General features: G+C 70.5%; 18 protein-coding genes, 1 tRNA gene and 1 pseudogene. 8 read left to right on the forward strand and 12 right to left on the reverse strand.

Going from position 1 to position 17844, the window contains the following annotated elements; genetic code table 11:
• The first annotated feature begins 44 nt into the window (after window positions 1-44).
• A complete protein-coding gene (locus tag BM288_RS04485) occupies window positions 45-710 on the forward strand; it encodes a YqaJ viral recombinase family protein (RefSeq protein ID WP_318255334.1) in 666 nt (221 codons plus the stop codon).
• Window positions 710-1453: an alpha/beta fold hydrolase gene (locus BM288_RS04490; RefSeq protein ID WP_092916387.1), complete on the forward strand. Its 744-nt coding sequence runs from the start codon at window positions 710-712 to the stop codon at window positions 1451-1453. The genes BM288_RS04485 and BM288_RS04490 overlap by 1 nt, the downstream gene beginning before the upstream one ends.
• 13 nt (window positions 1454-1466) lie before the next feature.
• Here BM288_RS04490 and BM288_RS04495 read toward each other — a convergent pair whose 3' ends face one another.
• A complete protein-coding gene (locus BM288_RS04495) occupies window positions 1467-2168 on the reverse strand; it encodes a DUF998 domain-containing protein (RefSeq protein WP_092916389.1) in 702 nt (233 codons plus the stop codon).
• Window positions 2169-2272: 104 nt separating this feature from the next.
• Between BM288_RS04495 and BM288_RS04500 the strand changes: the two genes are divergently transcribed.
• Both BM288_RS04500 and BM288_RS04505 read left to right on the forward strand, forming a co-directional pair.
• Complete coding sequence (locus BM288_RS04500) at window positions 2273-3226, forward strand: NADP-dependent oxidoreductase (protein ID WP_092916391.1); 954 nt, start codon at window positions 2273-2275, stop codon at window positions 3224-3226.
• 41 nt (window positions 3227-3267) lie between these two features.
• Window positions 3268-4914: an ABC transporter ATP-binding protein gene (locus BM288_RS04505; RefSeq protein WP_092916393.1), complete on the forward strand. Its 1647-nt coding sequence runs from the start codon at window positions 3268-3270 to the stop codon at window positions 4912-4914.
• Window positions 4915-4974: 60 nt separating this feature from the next.
• On the opposite strand, the gene BM288_RS04510 is transcribed toward BM288_RS04505, so the two are convergent.
• The 3 genes from BM288_RS04510 to BM288_RS04520 form a co-directional block, all read right to left on the reverse strand.
• Window positions 4975-5910: an ABC transporter permease gene (locus BM288_RS04510; protein ID WP_092916395.1), complete on the reverse strand. Its 936-nt coding sequence runs from the start codon at window positions 5908-5910 to the stop codon at window positions 4975-4977.
• A complete protein-coding gene (locus BM288_RS04515) occupies window positions 5907-6911 on the reverse strand; it encodes an ABC transporter permease (RefSeq protein WP_092916397.1) in 1005 nt (334 codons plus the stop codon). The genes BM288_RS04510 and BM288_RS04515 overlap by 4 nt, the downstream gene beginning before the upstream one ends.
• A 101-nt stretch (window positions 6912-7012) precedes the next feature.
• Window positions 7013-8635 (reverse strand): ABC transporter substrate-binding protein, encoded by a 1623-nt coding sequence (locus tag BM288_RS04520; RefSeq protein WP_092917694.1) that lies wholly within the window; start codon window positions 8633-8635, stop codon window positions 7013-7015.
• Window positions 8636-8909: 274 nt separating this feature from the next.
• On the opposite strand from BM288_RS04520, the gene BM288_RS04525 reads away from it, so the two are divergent.
• Window positions 8910-10364, forward strand: coding sequence for a sensor histidine kinase (locus BM288_RS04525; protein WP_092916399.1), 1455 nt, complete (start codon window positions 8910-8912; stop codon window positions 10362-10364).
• Between the two features lie 65 nt (window positions 10365-10429).
• Complete coding sequence (locus BM288_RS04530) at window positions 10430-11026, forward strand: response regulator (protein WP_092917696.1); 597 nt, start codon at window positions 10430-10432, stop codon at window positions 11024-11026.
• Here the strand turns inward: BM288_RS04530 and BM288_RS04535 are convergent.
• From BM288_RS04535 to BM288_RS04560, 6 genes and pseudogenes are all read right to left on the reverse strand, one after another.
• Window positions 11013-11627: a hypothetical protein gene (locus BM288_RS04535; protein WP_092916401.1), complete on the reverse strand. Its 615-nt coding sequence runs from the start codon at window positions 11625-11627 to the stop codon at window positions 11013-11015. The genes BM288_RS04530 and BM288_RS04535 overlap by 14 nt on opposite strands.
• A gap of 118 nt (window positions 11628-11745) precedes the next feature.
• Window positions 11746-12438, reverse strand: coding sequence for a 50S ribosomal protein L1 (gene rplA / locus BM288_RS04540; RefSeq protein ID WP_092916403.1), 693 nt, complete (start codon window positions 12436-12438; stop codon window positions 11746-11748).
• 95 nt (window positions 12439-12533) lie between these two features.
• The gene (gene rplK / locus BM288_RS04545) at window positions 12534-12965 is read right to left on the reverse strand and encodes a 50S ribosomal protein L11 (protein WP_092916405.1); all 432 of its coding nucleotides are present in this window, start codon (window positions 12963-12965) and stop codon (window positions 12534-12536) included.
• Window positions 12966-13042: 77 nt separating this feature from the next.
• Window positions 13043-13645: pseudogene (nusG, locus tag BM288_RS04550) on the reverse strand (transcription termination/antitermination protein NusG); the annotation flags it as partial.
• A 121-nt stretch (window positions 13646-13766) separates the two neighbouring features.
• A complete protein-coding gene (secE, locus tag BM288_RS04555) occupies window positions 13767-13970 on the reverse strand; it encodes a preprotein translocase subunit SecE (protein WP_404799692.1) in 204 nt (67 codons plus the stop codon).
• Between the two features lie 131 nt (window positions 13971-14101).
• Window positions 14102-14174: transfer RNA gene (locus tag BM288_RS04560), tRNA-Trp, on the reverse strand.
• Between the two features lie 145 nt (window positions 14175-14319).
• Here BM288_RS04560 and rraA point away from each other — a divergent pair.
• Both rraA and BM288_RS04570 read left to right on the forward strand, forming a co-directional pair.
• On the forward strand, window positions 14320-14799 hold the full coding sequence (gene rraA, locus BM288_RS04565) for a ribonuclease E activity regulator RraA (RefSeq protein WP_092916412.1): 480 nt from the start codon (window positions 14320-14322) through the stop codon (window positions 14797-14799).
• 108 nt (window positions 14800-14907) lie between these two features.
• Complete coding sequence (locus BM288_RS04570) at window positions 14908-16101, forward strand: pyridoxal phosphate-dependent aminotransferase (protein ID WP_092916414.1); 1194 nt, start codon at window positions 14908-14910, stop codon at window positions 16099-16101.
• A 21-nt stretch (window positions 16102-16122) separates the two neighbouring features.
• On the opposite strand, the gene BM288_RS04575 is transcribed toward BM288_RS04570, so the two are convergent.
• Both BM288_RS04575 and BM288_RS04580 read right to left on the reverse strand, forming a co-directional pair.
• A complete protein-coding gene (locus BM288_RS04575; RefSeq protein ID WP_143103021.1) occupies window positions 16123-16623 on the reverse strand; it encodes an SRPBCC domain-containing protein in 501 nt (166 codons plus the stop codon).
• 39 nt (window positions 16624-16662) lie between these two features.
• Window positions 16663-17838: an adenosylhomocysteinase gene (locus BM288_RS04580; RefSeq protein ID WP_092916418.1), complete on the reverse strand. Its 1176-nt coding sequence runs from the start codon at window positions 17836-17838 to the stop codon at window positions 16663-16665.
• Window positions 17839-17844 lie beyond the last annotated feature (6 nt).

Genomic DNA, 17844 nt, shown 5'->3' on the forward strand with positions numbered 1-17844 from the left:
GCGCGGCGGCCCGCCGCGTCGGCGGGGCGTGGGACGATGGAGCGGTGGACGTGCAGCTCGACATCTTCGGCGATCAGGCCGAGCTGTCGACCGCTCCCCCGGCGTCGGAAGCCGGCCCGCGCGCGCAGGTGCTCGCGCAGTCGACCGTCGTGATCGCCGGGCACGTGCGCCGGATCGTCGCCTATTCGAGCGACCGCGTCGCGTGGCTGCGCGCGCGCTCGCAGGGCGTCACCGCGACCGACGCGGCGAAGCTCAGCACGCAGCGCTCGATCCAGAACGTGGCGATGGAGAAGTTCGGCCCGCGCGGCTTCACCGGCAACGCCTTCACCGACCACGGCCGCGCGCGCGAGCCGCACATCGCCGACTGGGTGCACGACCACTTCTCGCTCACGGCATCCGACGCACTGTTCCACTCGGTGCCGGAGCGCCGTCACCTCGCGACGCCCGACTGCATCAGCGACGACGGCAGCGTGCTGGCCGAGATCAAGACGACGTCGAAGCCCTTCGAGCGCATCCCGAAGCACTACCTGCGGCAGATCTGGTGGCAGCAGTACGTGCTCGGCGCCGAGCGCACGCTCTTCGTCTGGGAGCAGCACCGCGACTTCGTGCCGGTCGGTCCGCCGAGGCACCAGTGGGTGGAGCGCGACGAGGACGAGATCGCCGCGCTCGTCGACCGCGCCGACCAGCTGCTCGCGCTGCTGGCGCGCTGATGCTGCTCGCGATCCACGGCCTGGGCTCGGATTCCAGCGCCATGCGCGACTACCTGGCGGGCGCGGTGCCCGCCGGTGTGCAGGTGCTCGCGCCCGACCTGCGCGCGCACGGGACCAGCCCGCTCATCGGCGAGCCCGCCGACTTCGCGCTCGAGGCGCTGGCGGAGGAGGTCGCCGACGAGCTCGTCCGCGTCGGCGACGGCTCGCCCGTCTCGATCGTCGGCGTCTCGCTCGGCGCGGCGCTGGCCGCGCTGATCGCGCGCTCGGGCCGCTTCCCGCTCGACCGGGTCGCGCTCGTGCGGCCCGCCTTCACCACCGAGCCGCTGCCGCCGAACCTGGCCGTCTTCCCCGTGCTGGGGCGGCTCCTCGACGAGCGGCGCCCGCAGCGCGTGCTCGACCAGCTGCGGGCCTCCGGCGCCTGGCGCGCCATCGCGCACGAGTCGCTCTCGCACGCCCGCGCGTTCGAGGCCCAGGCGACCCAGCCCCTGGCGGCCGAACGACGCATCCGTCTGCTCGAGATCCCCCGCAACGCCGCCTACCGGCCGGGCGAGCTGCGCATCCCCGCGCCGACCGTGGTGCTCGCGAGTCCGCGCGACCCGGTGCATCCGCTGCACGTGGCTGAGGCGTGGCGCGACGAGCTGGGCGTGCGCATGCTCGTCTCACCCGCACGGGACGACGGCGAGCAGGCGATGATGGCGTGGTTCCGGCACCAGCTGGGCAGCTTCCTGACCGGCATCCGCTAGTCGCCACCGAGACTCAACGGCTGCTCGGCACCGATGTGCGAGAAATCGGCACATCGGTCTGCAATGGCCGTTGAGCCGCGGCGGGCAGCACGTGGACGGCCGCCATCGCGAGCATCCAGACGATGCCGATCGCGGCGGCCACGTACTCGAGGGTCGAGCCGATGTCGGTGTTGCCGCGCGCGAGCGAGATGATGCCGCCGGTCGCGGCGATGCTGCCGACTGCGAGTCCCCCGGCGGTCGAGAGCCGCGCGACCCAGCGGTCGCGCGCGGTCGCGAACTGCAGCATCGCCAGGCAGCCGGCCGCGAACGCGAGCACCGCGGCGACGATGTGCACCCAGTCGCGCCACTGCGCCTCGTCGGTGAGCAGCGAGGGGCAGCCCATCGAGCAGGGCACGGCCGCGGCGACCAGGAACAGCGCGCCCGCGGCGACGAGCGCGGCGGCCGGCAGCACGCCGCGCAGGAACGGCAGCCGCGTGCGCACGTCGCGCAGCACCACCGCGACCAGCAGGATGCCGGCGATCACCAGCAGGAAGCCCACCTGGAACTGCTCGGCCGTGGGCATGCCCAGCGCCCCGAGCTCGGAGATGTAGAGGAACCGGTCGAGCGCTGCGCGCGCCTGCCCGATGACGACCGCCCCGGCCACGAGGCAGACGGCGGCGGCGGATGCGACGACGGCGTCGGCGACGACGACGCCGTCTGGTCGGTGGCGGGACACAGGAGCACTGTAGCCGTGCGCGGCCGTGCGTCACATGCCGTCATGCGGACCTCTGCGCGTCATACGCGTGCGCTAGCGTCGAGGCGTAGCTGGGAGGAAGTGCGATGCGCGCAGTGCTGGTACGGGAGTTCGGCCCGACCGAGACCGTCGAGATCGGGGAGATCGACGCTCCCATGAAGCTCGGCACCGAGGTGATCGTCGACGTCCACGCGGCCGGCATGAACCCGATCGACTACAAGACCGCCATCGGCAAGGGCGCCGCGAAGGCCGTCGAGCCGCTGCTGCCCTGGATCCCGGGCGGCGACGTCGCGGGCACCGTCGCCGAGTCGCCCTACGAGGCGCACGACCTGCAGCCAGGCGACGCCGTGTTCGGCATCGTGAACCACTGGCGCACGCGCGGCAGCTACGCCGAGCAGGCGGTCGTGCCGAGCCTGGCGCTCGCCCCGAAGCCCGAGTCGCTCAGCTTCGAGGAGGCCGCCGCGGTGCCGTGCGCAGCGCTCACCGCCTGGGACGCGGTCGTGCGGATCGCCAAGGCGCGCGCCGGCCAGCGCATCCTCATCCACGCCGGTGCCGGCGGCGTCGGCCACTTCGCTGTGCAGTTCGCGAAGTACTTCGGCGCGCACGTCGCCACCACCGTCTCGGAGCGCAACGTCGACTTCGCGCGCTCGCTGGGCGCCGACGAGGTGGTCGACTACCGCAAGGACCGCTTCGAGGAGGTGCTGCAGAAGGTCGACGTGGTCGTCGACCTGATCGGCAACGTCGCCGACGACACGGGCACGCGCTCGCTCGACGCGCTCAAGCACGGCGGCCTGTATCTGAACGTGCCCACCGGCTCCTGGCCCGACTACGCATCCGTCGCCGCAGGTCGCGGCATGCGCGCCTCCTCCGTCAAGGTCGAGTCGGACGGCGGCAACCTGGGCATCATCAGCCGTCTGATCGACGCCGGCGATGTGCGCGTCGAGGTGCAGAAGGTGTACCCGCTCGACAAGGTGCGCGAGGCGTTCGCCGAGCTGCAGGGCGGCCACGTGCGGGGCAAGCTCGTGCTGAAGGTGCGCTGAGTCGTCGTTCTCGAGCCCGGCAGTACGGCAGGATGGTCGCCATGAGCGACGCGAAGAAGCCGCTGCTGGAGGTCTCCGGACTCAAGGTCGAGTTCACCACGCAGGATGGCGTGGTGACGGCAGTCCATGAGGCGAACCTGTCGATCGGTGCGGGCGAGACCCTCGCGATCGTGGGCGAGTCGGGTTCCGGCAAGTCCACGACCGCGATGGCCGTGATCGGCCTGCTGCCCGGCAACGGGCGGGCGACCGCCGGCAGCGTGCGCCTGGATGGCGAAGAGCTGATCGGCGCGAGCGAGGCGAAGCTGCGGAAGATCCGAGGCGGCCGCATCGGGCTCGTCCCGCAGGATCCGATGTCGAACCTCAACCCGGTGGCGAAGATCGGCACGCAAGTGGCCGAGACGCTGCTCGCGCACGGGCTGGCCACGCGCAAGAACGTCGATCAGAAGGTCGCCGAGACGCTCGAGGCCGCTGGGCTCCCCGACGCGGCCGCACGCGCAAAGCAGTATCCGCACGAGTTCTCCGGCGGCATGCGCCAGCGCGCGCTGATCGCGATCGGCCTCGCGTGCCGGCCGCAGCTGCTGATCGCCGACGAGCCGACGAGCGCGCTCGACGTCACCGTGCAGCGCACCATCCTCGATCAGCTCGACACGATGACGAAGGAGCTCGGCACCTCGGTGCTGCTCATCACGCACGACCTCGGACTCGCGGCAGAGCGCGCCAAGCACGTCGTGGTCATGCACCGCGGCCGCGTCGTCGAGCAGGGGCCCGCGAAGCAGATCCTCGAGGCGCCGCAGCACCCCTACACGCAGTCGCTCGTCAAGGCGGCTCCCTCGGTCGCGATGGCTCGCCTGCGCCCGGAGGACTTCTCGAAGGACGAGGGGACGGATGCGGCGCTCGCGCAGGACGTGATCGTCGAGTTCGAGGGGGTCACCAAGGAGTTCCCCGTGCGGGGCAGCCGCGAGCCGTTCAAGGCCGTCGACGACGTCTCGCTCAAGGTGCCCCGCGGCACGACCGTCTCGATCGTGGGAGAGTCGGGCTCGGGCAAGACCACGGCTGCCCGCATGCTGCTGAAGGCGTTCGAGCCCACGAGCGGCACCATCCGCTTCGAGGGCAAGGACGTCTTCGGGCTGTCGAAGCAGGAGCAGCGCGAGTTCCGGCAGCGCGTGCAGCCGGTGTTCCAGGATCCGTACTCGTCGCTCAACCCGATGTTCACGATCGAGAAGATCATCGAGGAGCCGCTGGCCTTCTACCAGCAGGGTGGCAAGCGAGAGCGAGAGTTGCGCGTGCGCGAGCTGCTGGACCAGGTGGCGCTTCCGAGCGAGATGGCGCGCCGGTACCCTTCGGAGCTCTCGGGCGGCCAGCGGCAGCGTGTCGCGATCGCTCGCGCGCTCGCGCTCAAGCCCGACGTGATCGTCTGCGACGAGCCGGTCTCTGCCCTCGACGTGCTCGTGCAGGATCAGATCCTGCGATTGCTGGGCGACCTGCAGCAGGAGCTCGGCCTCAGCTACCTCTTCATCTCGCACGACCTCGCGGTGGTGCGCCTCATCAGCGACTACGTCAGCGTGATGCAGAACGGCAGGCTCGTCGAGGCCGCGACCTCGGAGGAGATCTTCACGAACCCGCGTGACCCGTACACGCGCAAGCTGCTCGCGTCGATCCCGGGCAACGAGCTCAAGATCGCCAGCTGAGCCGCGCCGACGGCAGACGCCCCGAGCCGAGTGCGGCCCAGGGCGTCTGCTGCTTCGGCGTCAGCGCTTGCGCGTGCGCGGATCCATGGCCTCGCGCAGCGACTCGCCCAGCAGGGTGAAGCCGAGCGCCGTGATCATGATGCAGACGCCGGGCAGGAAGGCGAGCGACGGCGCGATCGCGAGCTCGTTCTGCGCGTAGGTGAGCATGCGGCCCCACTCGGCCGTCTCAGGCCGGCCGCCACCCAGGCCGAGGAACGACAGCGCTGCGGCGTCGATGACTGCGGTCGCGAGCGTCAGCGTCGCCTGCACGATCACCGGGCCGACGGAGTTCGGCAGCAGGTGCGTCATGGTGATGCGGCCGGTGCCGAGGCCCAGCGTGCGGGCGGCCAGCACGTAGTCAGCACTGCGCTGGCCGAGCATCGACGAGCGCAGCAGACGTGCGAAGATCGGCACTTGCGAGACGCCGATGGCGATCATGATCGCGAGCGGCGTGCGGCCGAGGATGGCTGCGATCGAGACCGCGAGCAGCAGGTTCGGCACCGACAGCAGGATGTCGACGATGCGCATGATCAGGCCGTCGATCCAGCCGCCGAACGCGCCGGCGATCGCGCCGAGCACCATGCCGCCGGCCAGCCCGAAGAAGGTCGAGATGACGCCGATCAGCAGGGATGCCTGCGCACCCCAGATGAGCTTCGAGAGCACGTCGCCACCGAAGCGATCGATGCCGAGCGGGAACTCCGCCAAGTCACCGGGACCCGGCAGCGAGGTCGGCCGCAGGTGCTCACGACCAGGGGTGTCGAGCTCGGCGTACGGCGCCAGCCAGGGTGCGAGTGCCGCGACCAGGATGAACAGCAGCACCACGATCGCGCCGACCCAGGCGGCCGGGTTCTTGCGCACGCGACGGAAGACATCGCCCCAGAAGCTGCCGCTGCGGCGTGGTGCCTCCGCTCCCGTCTCGGGACCGGTGGAGGGCTGGAGGACTTCTGTGGTGCTCACTGGATCCTCACTCTCGGGTCGATGATGCTGTAGGAGATGTCGACGAGCAGGTTGATCAGCGCGTAGGCGACGGCGATGAAGAGCACGAAGCCCTGCAGCACCGGGAAGTCGCGCGCGAAGATGGCGTTCGCGAGGAACGAGCCGATCCCGGGGAAGGCGAACACCGTCTCGGTGAGCACCGCGCCGGAGATCAGCAGGCCCGTCTGCAGGCCGATCGTGGTCACGACCGGCAGCATGGCGTTCCGCAGCACGAACCGGTTGCGGATGATCTGCTTCGAGACGCCCTTCGCACGGCCGGTGCGCACGTAGTCGGCGTTGACGACCTCGAGCACGGATGCGCGGGTGATGCGCACGATGATGGCGAGCGGGATGGTCGCCAGCGCCACGGCAGGCAGGATCAGGTGGACGATCGCGTTCCAGGATGCGTCGAACTCGCCGGTCAGGACGCCATCGAGCACGTAGAAGCCCGTGAAGTGCGTCGCGTCGACGCCGCGATCCTGACGCCCAGTGGTCGGCAGCCAGCCGAGCTGCACCGCGAACGCCCACTTGAGCATGAACGCGAGGAAGAAGACGGGGATGGTGATGCCCAGCAGGCTCGCCCCCACCGAGAGGTGGTCGAGCCATCTGCCGTGGTTGCGGGCCGCCCAGTAGCCGAGCGGGACGCCGATGCCCACGGCGATGATGAGCGCGAACACGGACAGCTCGATAGTGGCCGGGAAGCGGTTCATGAACTCCTCGAGCACCGGCCTGCGGGTCTCGATCGAGTTGCCGAAGTCGCCCTGCACGAGCTTGCCGAGCCAGGTGATGTACTGCTCAGGCAGCGGCCGGTTGAACCCGTAGGCCTCGTTGATCCGCTCGATCGCCTCCGGCGTCGCGCGTTCGCCCAGGAGCGCTGCAGCCGGGCCGCCGGGCAGAGCCCGCACCCAGAAGAACAGCAGCACGGTCAAGCCGAACAGGGTCGGGATCAGCAGCAGCAGGCGTCTGCCGATGGTTCGCAGCACGTCGTCTCTCCGTCGGGGGCTAGCTCAGGGGACCGGGATCTACCCGGTCGTGCGGATGCCGTGGAGCTTGCGCCCCACGGCATCCGCATGACTGACCGAGACTACTCGCTGAGCTCGATCATGTTGTACACCTCGTCGTTGACGGGGCTGGCCGGGTACGAGATCACGCGCTCGTTGAATGCCAGCGAGGGCGCCGGGTGCGCGAGCGGCACGCCGGGGATGAACTGGGCGATCTGCTCGTTGATCTCCTGGTAGCGAGCACCGGCCTCCTCGAAGTCGGGCAGCTCGCGCGCCTCGGCGAGGGCCTGGAAGAGCTCCGGGTTGTCGAAGCCCCACTCGTTGCCCTGCGACCCGAAGAAGACGCCGACGAAGTTGTCGGTGTCGTTGTAGTCGCCGGTCCAGCCCAGCAGGTGGATGCCGTGGTCGGCGCTGCCCTGGATGAGGTCGAGGTAGTCGACCCACTCGTTGGAGACGGGGTTGACGGTGATGCCGACCTCCTCCAGCTGGCCGGACAGCGCGACGAAGATCTCCTCGGGGTTGGGCATGTACGGGCGCGAGATGTTGACGGGGTAGTTGAAGGTCAGCTCCAGCCCGTCCTCGTAGCCGGCCTCGGCGAGCAGCTCACGCGCGCGCTCCGGGTCGTAGTCGTAGGTCGTGACGTCCTCGTTGTAGCCGTTGACCACGTCGGGGATGAACTGCGTCGCCGGCTCGGTGCCCTCGGGGAGCACCTGCGTGATGAGCGCGTCGCGGTCGATCGCGTGCGAGATCGCCTCGCGGACGAGCGGGTCCTGCAGCTCTTCGACCTGCTGGTTGAAGGCGAGGTAGAGGATCGTGAACGGGTCACGCTGCATGACGTTGAAGCCGGCCTCCTCGAGCGCGGCGGTGTCGGCCGGCGCGACCAGGTCGTAGCCGTCGACGTCGCCCGCCTCGAGGGCCTGGCGGCGCGCGGTCGGGTCGTCGATCACGCGGAACACGACCTCCTGCACCTGACCCTGCTCGCCCCAGTAGTCGGGGTAAGCCTGCAGGACGACGGACTCACCGGGCGACCAGGAGTCGAAGGTGAAGGGGCCGGTGCCGACCGGGTGCGCCTCGGCGTACTCCGAGTACTCGGGTGCCTCGGCCGAACCGCCGACGTCATCCGCGCCGAACTCCTCCATCGCAGTCGGACTCTGCATGGCGAAGGCCGGCAGCGACAGCGAGGGGATGAAGCCCGAGAACGGACGGGTCAACGTGACGGTGGCGGTGAGCTCGTCGTCGGCCGAGCACGACTCGTAGAGCGCGTCCTCGTCGCCGGCGAACCCGTGGTAGAGCGCGCCGTAGTAGTAGGACAGGCTCTCGGTCGCGGCGATACCGGTCCAGTTGAACCAGCGTTCGAAGTTGGTGCACACCGCCTCGGCGTCGAACGGAGTGCCGTCGTGGAACGTGACATCGGACTTCAGGTTGAAGGTGGTCGACAGGCCGTCCTCGGTCGTCGTCCAGTCCTCGGCGAGCAGGGGCGCCGGGTCGGCCGTGCCGGGCTCGACGCCGATCAGGCCCTCGAAGATGTTGCGCGAGATGCGGAACGTCTCGCCGTCGTTGGCGAAGGCCGGGTCGAGGCCCGAGGGGTCGCTCGAGGAGGCGAAGACGAAGGTGGAGTTGACGTCGCTGGGCGCGGCGCTGTCGCCGTCGCCTGTGTCGGTGTCGTCGCGCTGGCTCTGCACACAACCGGTGAGCACGAGCGTCATGGCTGCAGCTCCGGCGAGGCCGGCGAGCAGACGCCGCTTTGCGGGTGAGATCACGGTGCTGGACCTTTCCTTATGGGATCGTTCGCACGCGCCCGCGGCTCCGCGGTGAGCGTGCGTGAGCACCAACCTAGCCGCACCACAGCGGAAACATCGTTCGCGGACAGTCACGATTGCGCAACGACCTTCCTCCCGCGCGGCCGGTGCTCTCGTCCTTCAGGACGAGATGGTCCCGGATGCGGTGCGCGGGTCGCACGCACCGGCTTAGCCTGAGCGCATGAACCTGACGCGCGCCTTCGGCATCGGCCTGCGATGGTGGCCCGCGCCCGTCGCCCTCATCGCGCTCGTGTCGATGGCGATGAGCGCGCAGATCCAGGGGCCAGGAGCGCTCGTCGCCGTGATGCTCGTGCTGGCCGGGTTCGCCATCTGCATGCGCTGGGTCTGGGCTGCCTACGCGCTCGGCCTGCTCGGCGCGCTCTGGGCCGCGCCGACCGAGCCGAACAACGCCTGGTTCATCATCGCCATCGGGCTCGTCACGGCCGCGCTGGCCTCGTGGCACATCGAGCCGCTGCGACTGCGGCTGCTCTCCGGTCTGCCGATCGCCGTCGTCGCGGGCATCGCGATCACCTGGCAGCTCAGCACGCAGTCGATGTGGTGGGGTCTGGGCGGTGCCATCGTGCCATCAGTGGACGAGGTGCTGCTCGGGTGGCTGCCGGCGATGCTCGGCTGGGCAGCGGTCATAGGCGCGCGCGGGCTGCGCGACGCCCTGCGCGCCGAGAGCGCGAAGAAGCAGGCGGTCGCCCGCACCACGGTGGTCGAGTCCGAGCTGCGCGACGAGCGGCTGCGCGCCGATCTGACCCACGACTTCCACGACGTGATGGCGCACTCGCTCGCCGTGCTCGCCGCCCAGGCCGAGGGACTGCGCCTGAGCCACCAGCAGCATCCGGAGCGCATCGACCCGGTGCTCACGACCATCAGCGACACGGCGCGGCTCGCGCTGGTCGAGGTGCGGCAGCTGCTCGAGCGGGTCGATGACGACGCGCGCCGCCCGCAGCCCACCAGCGCCGACATCCCCGGAGTGGTCGCCCAGCTGCGCTCTGCCGGCCCGCGCGTCGCGCTGCACGACATCGGCGCCCACGGCCACCTGTCGCGGCTGGCCGACATCGCCGCGTACCGCATCGTGCAGGAGAGCCTCACGAACGCCCTCCGCCACGGCGGTGCCGACATCGACATCGTCGTTGCACTCACCTGGACCGGCCCGGGGCTCTCGATCGCGATCGCCTCCCCCATCCTCGACCGCATCGTGCTGAAGCCCGCCGGCCGCGGCATCGCCGGGATGCACGAGCGCGCCCGGCTCGCGGGCGGCACGGTGGAGATCGATGCCGATGGCGACAGCTTCGTCGTGAGCGCCTACCTGCCCTATGAGCCGATCAGCCACGAGCCGACCCCGCCGCTCACCGAGGAGCAGCTGTTCACCCTGCCGGTGCCCAAGCAGCAGCGGCCCGAAGACGTCGTGGCGCCGTGGATCGTCGAGGCGACCCGGCTGCACCAGCAGCGCCACCCGGAGCAGAGCGGCGCGCAGCAGCCCGGCGCACAGCCCGCCACGCCGTATCCGACCACCCCGTACCCCACGCACGACTGGTCGCAGGCGACCACGGTCGATCTGACCGACGCCCGCCTGCCCGATGGGCGCATCCGCAACCCCATGTCGCCCGACGAGACGCTCCGGTGAGCCAGACCGCGCCGATCCGGCTGCTGCTGGTCGACGACCAGGAGCTCTTCCTGCAGGGGCTGTCGATGATCCTCGAGAGCCAGGACGGGCTCGAGGTCGTCGGCACGGCGCTCGACGGCGAGCAGGCGGTCGCGCGCACGCGGGAGCTGCGGCCCGACGTGGTGCTGATGGACATCCGCATGCCGGTGCTCGATGGCGTCAGCGCCACCGCCGCCATCCGCCGTGAGGCGCCCGAGCCGCCGCCGCACGTGATCGTGCTCACCACGATCCGGCAGGACAAGGCGGTCGTGGATGCGCTGCGCGCGGGAGCGAGCGGCTTCCTGCTCAAGGACGCCCGGTCGGAGTTCCTCGTGCAGTCGATCCGCGCGGTCGTCGACGGCCAGCAGGTGATCGCGCCCGCCGAGACCTTCGACCTGCTGCGGGCGTTCGCGCCCGTGCGGCCCGCGCCCGACACGGCGATCCTCGCAGAGCTCACCGAGCGGGAGCGCGAGCTGTTCGCGCTCGCCGCCCGCGGACTCTCGAACGCGGAGATCGCGAAGCGGCTGTGGGTGGCCGAGACGACTGTGAAGACGCACATGCGCGCGATCCTCACGAAGCTCGGCGTCGCGAGCCGCGTGCAGCTCATCGCGCTCGCCTACGAGCATCGCCTCATCGAGGCGTGACCACCGCGCGGTCGTAGGCGAGGGGCGCTGCAACGCCGGCGAGCACGAGGAGGCTCGTGCCGAGCAGGCCGACGAGGGCGCCGCGCAGCGGCTGGGCGAGTGCGCGGGTGGTCGCGCCGCCCACCATGCCGCCGACGATGGCGAGCGCGGCGACCACAGCAGCGCCCTGCCGCACGCGCGGTCGGTCGTGCGCGAACGCGGGCCTCAGCACCGCCCCCGACACAGCCATCGCCGTGAGCGGCATGAGCGCGCCGCTCCCGATGCCGGAGTGCAGCAACTTCGGCATCGCGCCCGGTAGCAGCAGCGGCGCGGCGAACGCGATCGGGCTCCACCGCACCGCCATGGGCACCAGCTCGCGATGAGAGCGGCGGCTCGCGCCCAGGCCGTGCGCGGCGCCGACGATCGCGCCCGGCAGCAGCACGAACGGTCCGGTGCGCCACGTCACCGTCGACTCGCTCCCCGCCAGCAGCGCCATCCAGACCCGGAGCGCCCCGATCCACGCCAGCCCCGCGGCTGCACCGAGCGCGGCACCGCGCAGGTCGTCGCGCGCGACGGTCGCGCGCAGCGCTCCGCCCCGACCTCGGTCTCCCGATGCGCCCATGCCGCCTCCCGCATCCGGTGGCACCATACGCCCGGCGCGCGCGGCGCGACAGTGCCCATCCGCGGCCGCGGAACGACGAAGGCCCCGCCGGAGCGGGGCCTTCGTGTGAGACGGGGTCTCAGCCGATGCTGGTGACGTCCACCGGCACGCCGGGGCCGAAGGTCGTGGAGACCGTGGCCTTCGTGACGTAGCGGCCCTTCGACGACGACGGCTTGAGGCGGACGATCTCGTCGAGCGCTGCCTGGATGTTGTCGGTGAGCTGCTCGGCCGAGAACGAGGCCTTGCCGATGATGAAGTGCACGTTCGAGTGCTTGTCGACGCGGAACTCGATGCGGCCGCCCTTGATGTCGGTGACGGCCTGCGCGACGTTCGGGGTGACGGTGCCGGTCTTCGGGTTCGGCATCAGGCCGCGCGGGCCGAGCACCTTGCCGAGACGACCGACCTTGCCCATGAGCTCGGGGCTCGCGACGGCTGCGTCGAAGTTGGTCCAGCCGCCGGCGACCTTCTCGATGAGCTCGTCGGAGCCCACTTCGTCGGCGCCAGCAGCGATGGCGGCCTCGGCTGCGGGGCCCTGCGCGAAGACGATGACGCGAGCGGTCTTGCCGGTGCCGTGAGGAAGAGAAACGGTACCGCGGACCATCTGGTCTGCCTTGCGCGGGTCGACGCCGAGCTTCAGCGCCACCTCGACGGTCGAGTCGGTGTTCTTCGAGCCGGTCTCGCGAGCGACTGCGACGGCCTCTGCGGCCGTGTACGAGGCGTCAGCGTCGATCTTCGCCGCTGCGGCCCTGTAGGCCTTGGACTTCTGTGCCATGTGGATCTCCTAGTTCAGAGTTCGTGGTGCGCGCCTGGCCGGCGCTGCCACTGGTGAGCCGTGCGGCTCGGGTCTGCGCGAGCGCAGCGTCGAGGTCAGGCCTCGACGGTGATGCCCATGGAGCGGGCGGTGCCGGCGACGATCTTCTTCGCGCCCTCGAGGTCGTTCGCGTTGAGGTCGGGCATCTTCTGCTGCGCGATCTCCTCGACCTGCGCCTGCGTCAGCTTGCCGACCTTCGTCGTGTGCGGGACGCCGGAGCCCTTCTTGACGCCAGCTGCCTTCTTGATGAGCTCAGCTGCCGGCGGGGTCTTGAGCACGAAGTCGAACGAGCGGTCCTCGTAGACGGTGATCTCGACCGGGATGACGTTGCCACGCTGCGACTCGGTCGCCGCGTTGTACGCCTTGCAGAACTCCATGATGTTGACGCCGTGCTGACCGAGCGCCGGACCGACCGGCGGTGCGGGGTTGGCGGCGCCGGCCTGGATCTGCAGCTTGATCAGACCCGTGACCTTCTTCTTGGGTGCCATGTCTCTTCCTTCTTGGTGGTTCGCGGTCGTGGGCTCGCGTGTGAAGCCCGGGACCGCATCCAGTCCCCTCTGGGGGACTAGAGCTTGCTGACCTGACCGAAGCCGAGCTCGACAGGAGTCTCGCGCTCGAACAGGCTGACGAGCACGGTGAGCTTGCGGCTCGCCGGCTGGATCTCGGAGATCGTGCCCGGGAAGCCCGCGAACGAGCCCTCGGTGATCGTGATGGTCTCGCCGACCTCGAAGTCGACCTCGACCGCGAGCTGCGTGGGCTTCGCGTCGGGCGTGGCCTTCTGCTGCTCGGCGAGCTCCTCGTCGGCGAGCGGCTTCAGCATCGTGAACGCCTCGTCGAAGCGCAGCGGCGCCGGGTTGTGGGCATTGCCGACGAAGCCGGTGACGCCGGGCGTGTGGCGGACGATCGACCAGGTGTCCTCGTCGAGGTCCATGCGCACCAGCACGTAGCCGGGGACGCGCACGCGGTTGACGCGCTTGGCCTGGCCGTTCTTCGTCTCGAGCACGTCCTCGGTGGGCACCTGGATCTCGTAGATGCCGTCGACCTGCATGTTCTCGGCGCGCGAGGCGATGTTGGCCTTGACCTTCTTCTCGTAGCCCGCGTACGAGTGGATGACGTACCAGCGGCCGGGCTTCATGCGCATCTCGCGCTTGAAGTCCTCGTACAGGTCGGTCTCCGGCTCGGCCGGCTTCTCGTCATCGGGGACGAGGTCGTCGAGCGCCTTGTTCAGCTCGATGTCGAGGTCGTTGACGTCAGACACGTAGTACTTCTCCTTCAGTCTCGGATCGGGCTCAGACGAGGCCGAACAGCGGCAGATCGCCGAACATCCAGCCGACGAAGGAGCCGAACACCAGGTCGAGACCTGACACGAAGAGCATCATGAACACGACGAACACGAGCACGACGAGCGTGTAGCGGATCAGCTCTTTGCGCGTCGGTGTGACGACCTTGCGCAGCTCGACCAGCACTTCCTTGAGGAATGCGACCAGGCGCACGAACGGGTTGCGAGAGGCTCCCTCGCGTGAGCGGGGTGCCTCCTCGATCGCGTTCTCAGCCACAGTGACCCTTCGTCTGTTCGGCCCGGCGAGTGCCGGAGCCCGTCAGGCACCGTGACCGATGCCTCGAGCAGGGCGGACAGGACTCGAACCTGCAACCTGCGGTTTTGGAGACCGCTGCGCTACCAATTGCGCCACCGCCCTGGGCTGGTGGAGACCCATGCGCTCGTGAGCCCGAGGGCACGCGACAGCATGGCAGTCGTCAACCACCAAGGGAACAGCATACTTCGCCGCCCGGCCCCCTGTCCACTTCACGGCCTGTCGCGCATCCGCGAGTACGGTTGGCCGCATGACGAGCACAGCCGATCTCTACGACGACCGGGGCGACGAGCTGCAGGCGCTCGAGACGCAGCTGCTCGACCTGGGCGGGCGCACCCGGTTCTCCGGGCCCGTGCGCACCATCCGATGCCGGAACGACAACGCGCTCGTGAAGGCGACGCTCGCCTCCCCCGGCGACGGCGCCGTGCTGGTGGTCGACGGCGGCGGCTCGATGGCCACGGCGCTGATGGGAGACATGATCGCCGGCTCGGCGCTCGAGCACGGCTGGGCGGGCGTGATCATCCACGGTCCGGTGCGCGACCGCACGGCGCTCGCGCAGCTCGACCTGGGCGTGAAGGCGCTCGGATCGATCCCCCGCAAGAGCGGCAAGTCGGGCACGGGAGAGGCGGATGCGGTGGTCGAGTTCGGCGGCGTCGCCTTCCGTCCCGGCGCCATGCTCTGGGCCGACGAGGACGGCGTGCTGGTCGAGCGCGGTGGAGCTCTGGAGTGACGGCCCTTTCGGGCCGTCACCGCGACCCCGGCGCCGTCGCCCGTCTCGGGCGTCGGTCCGACTGACGTCCCCTGTCCCGAGCATTCGGGCCACCGTAGTGTTGGTGCCGTGAACCGCATCTCTGCGCGCATCGCCGCGATCAACGAATCCGCCACCCTCAAAGTCGACGCGAAGGCCAAGGCGCTGAAGGCCGACGGCCGCGACGTGATCTCCTACGCCGCGGGCGAGCCGAACTTCGCCACGCCGCCGAACATCGTGGAGGCCGCCCAGCGGGCGCTCGCCGACCCGAAGAACTACCGCTACACGCCCGCCGCCGGCCTGCCCGAGCTGCGCGAGGCGGTCGCCGCGAAGACGCTGCGCGATTCGGGGCTGCAGGTCGAGGCGAGCCAGGTGCTGGTCACCAACGGCGGCAAGCAGTCGGTCTACCAGGCGTTCCAGACCATCCTCGACCCGGGCGACGAGGTGCTCGTGCCGACGCCCTACTGGACCACCTATCCGGAGGCCATCGGGCTGACCGGCGCGAAGCAGGTCGACGTCTTCGCCGGCGCCGACCAGGGCTACCTGGTCACCGTCGACCAGCTCGAGGCGGCCCGCACCGATCGCACCAAGGTGCTGCTGATGGTGAGCCCCTCGAACCCGACCGGCGCCGTCTACCCGGCCGAGCGCATCCGCGAGATCGCCGAGTGGGCCGAGAGACACGGCCTGTGGATCATCGCCGACGAGATCTACCAGAACCTCGTCTACGACGGCGAGCGGGCCGTCTCGGTGGTGGAGGCGCACCCGGCGATCGCCGACCGCACCATCCTCGTCAACGGCGTCGCGAAGACCTACGCGATGACCGGCTGGCGGGTGGGCTGGATGGTCGGCCCGGCCGACGTCATCAAGGCCGCCGCCAACCTGCAGTCGCACCTGACCAGCAACGTCAACAACGTCGCGCAGCTCGGCGCGGTCGAGGCGCTGAACGGTCCGCAGGACGCGGTCGCCGAGATGCTGGCGGCGTTCGATGTGCGCCGGAAGACCATCGTGACCGAGCTGTCGAAGATCCCCGGCTTCTCGGTGCCCACTCCCAAGGGTGCCTTCTACGTCTACGCGGATGTGTCGGGACTGCTGGGCAAGGAGTTCGGCGGGGTGACGCCCACCTCGAGCCTCGAGCTCGCCGACCTCATGCTCGAGCAGGCCGAGGTCGCGGCGGTGCCCGGCGAGGCCTTCGGGCCGTCGGGCTACCTGCGCTTCTCGTACGCGCTCGCCGACGACGCGCTGCTCGAGGGCGCGCAGCGGCTGCAGCGGCTCTTCGGCGCCTGAGCCGCGGCGGCGGCGCGCCGCTCAGACGTGCTGGGCGTGGGCGCGGTAGCGCTCGAGCAGCATCGGCCAGTCGGTGTGCTTCGCGCGACCGGCGAGGTTGCTCTCGTTCCAGCCGCCGTGCGTGAGGCGCACCCGCGTGCCGCCGTGCGGCAGGTCGTCGAAGTCGACCGTCACCACCGTCGGGTCACCCTCGTGCGAGGGGTGGAGGGTGTGCGCGAAGCGCTCGCCCGGCTCGGCCTCGAGCACCTCGCCCCATTCGCGCTGCTCGCCGTCGCGGCCGTGCTCGATGATGCGGCCGCCCGCGTGCGGCTCCACCTCGATGCGGTCCAGCCCCGTGCCGAATGCGGTCCAGCCGGGGTGCCACCACTCCTCGAGCCCGTGCACGTAGGCATCCCAGGCGCGCGTGCGGCTGACCGCGACCTCCACCTCATGCGTGATCGGCGCGGACGCGTCGCCGGACTCGGCCAGCGCGGTGTCGTCGGCCTGCGCGGTGTCGTGCTCGTCCATGATGCTGTCCCCCAACGGTCGACTCTGCCACGGCCGTGACGAGCGGGCAAGCACTCAGCGCGAGGCGCCCATCGCCGCGAGCATCGCGAGCGCGATGCCGTGCTCGATGTCGACGGGCACCCCTTGCGGGCCGGGGACGAGCCCCTCGCCCGTTGCCGCCCGTTCCAGCGAGCGCGCCTGCAGCAGGAAGCCCAGATCCATCGACTGGATGGAGTTGCCCTTGGGATGGGGCCCGGCGAGGTTGAACATGCGGCCCTCCGCCAGCAGCACCACGTGGCGGCCGTCGCGCTCGATGCGCTCAATCGCCGGCGCGACCTGCCGGCTCGTGGCGCCCTCACGCAGCGCGTCGACGTCGATCTCCCACGGGAAGTGGCCGATGTTGGCCAGCACCGCGCCGTCGGCGAGCATCGGCAGCGCCGCCGCGGGCAGCGCATCCGGTCGCCCGGTCGCCGTCACCACGACCTCCGCCCACGGCAGCAGCTCCTCGAGCGTGCCGACGCGGTGGCCGTCGTAGGCGGCCTCGAGCGCCGTCACGGGGTCGCGCTCGACCACGCCCACCTTGCCGCCCAGCGCTGCCAGATACTGCGCGACGCCGCGGCCGCACCAGCCGTAGCCGATCACGACGAAGCGGCTGCCCGGCACCTGCAGGTTGGTGATGCGCATGAGCGACTCGACGGCGCTCTGGCCGACGGCGTGCCGGTTCTCGCCGATCGCCTTGATGCGCGAGTCGTTGATGACGATCACCGGGAACGGCACGGCGATGCCCTCCTCGCGCAGCCTGAAGCCGCCGGAGGTGGTCTCCTCGGTGCCACCGACGACCTCGTGCGCGAAGCCGTGCTCAACGGTGCCGAGCGCGAGGTCGGCGCCGTTGTCGAGCAGCATGTCGGGTCGCGCCTCGAGCGTGCGGCGCAGGTTGGCGCGGTGGTCGTCGAGGGTGTCGTCGCGCCGGCCGAACAGGCGGGCTCCGGATGCCTGCAGCGCGGCCACGACGTCGTCCTGCGTCGAGCCGTGGTTGCCGGTGCCGACGAGCTGCGCGCCGCCGGCGGCGAGGGTCTCGACCAGCACGGCGGTCTTGGGCTCGAGGTGCAGCGAGACGCCGATGGTGCGGCCGGCGAAGGGCTGCGTCTGGGCGAACTCGTCGCGCAGCGCCGCCAGCAGCGGCATGCGCGAGCGGATCCACTCGATGCGGGCGGCGCCCTCGGCGGCGAGCTGCTGTGCGGTGTCGGTCATGCGGGT

The organism is Agrococcus baldri (assembly GCA_900114805.1).
GTDB classification, from domain to species: Bacteria; Actinomycetota; Actinomycetes; order Actinomycetales; family Microbacteriaceae; genus Agrococcus; species Agrococcus baldri.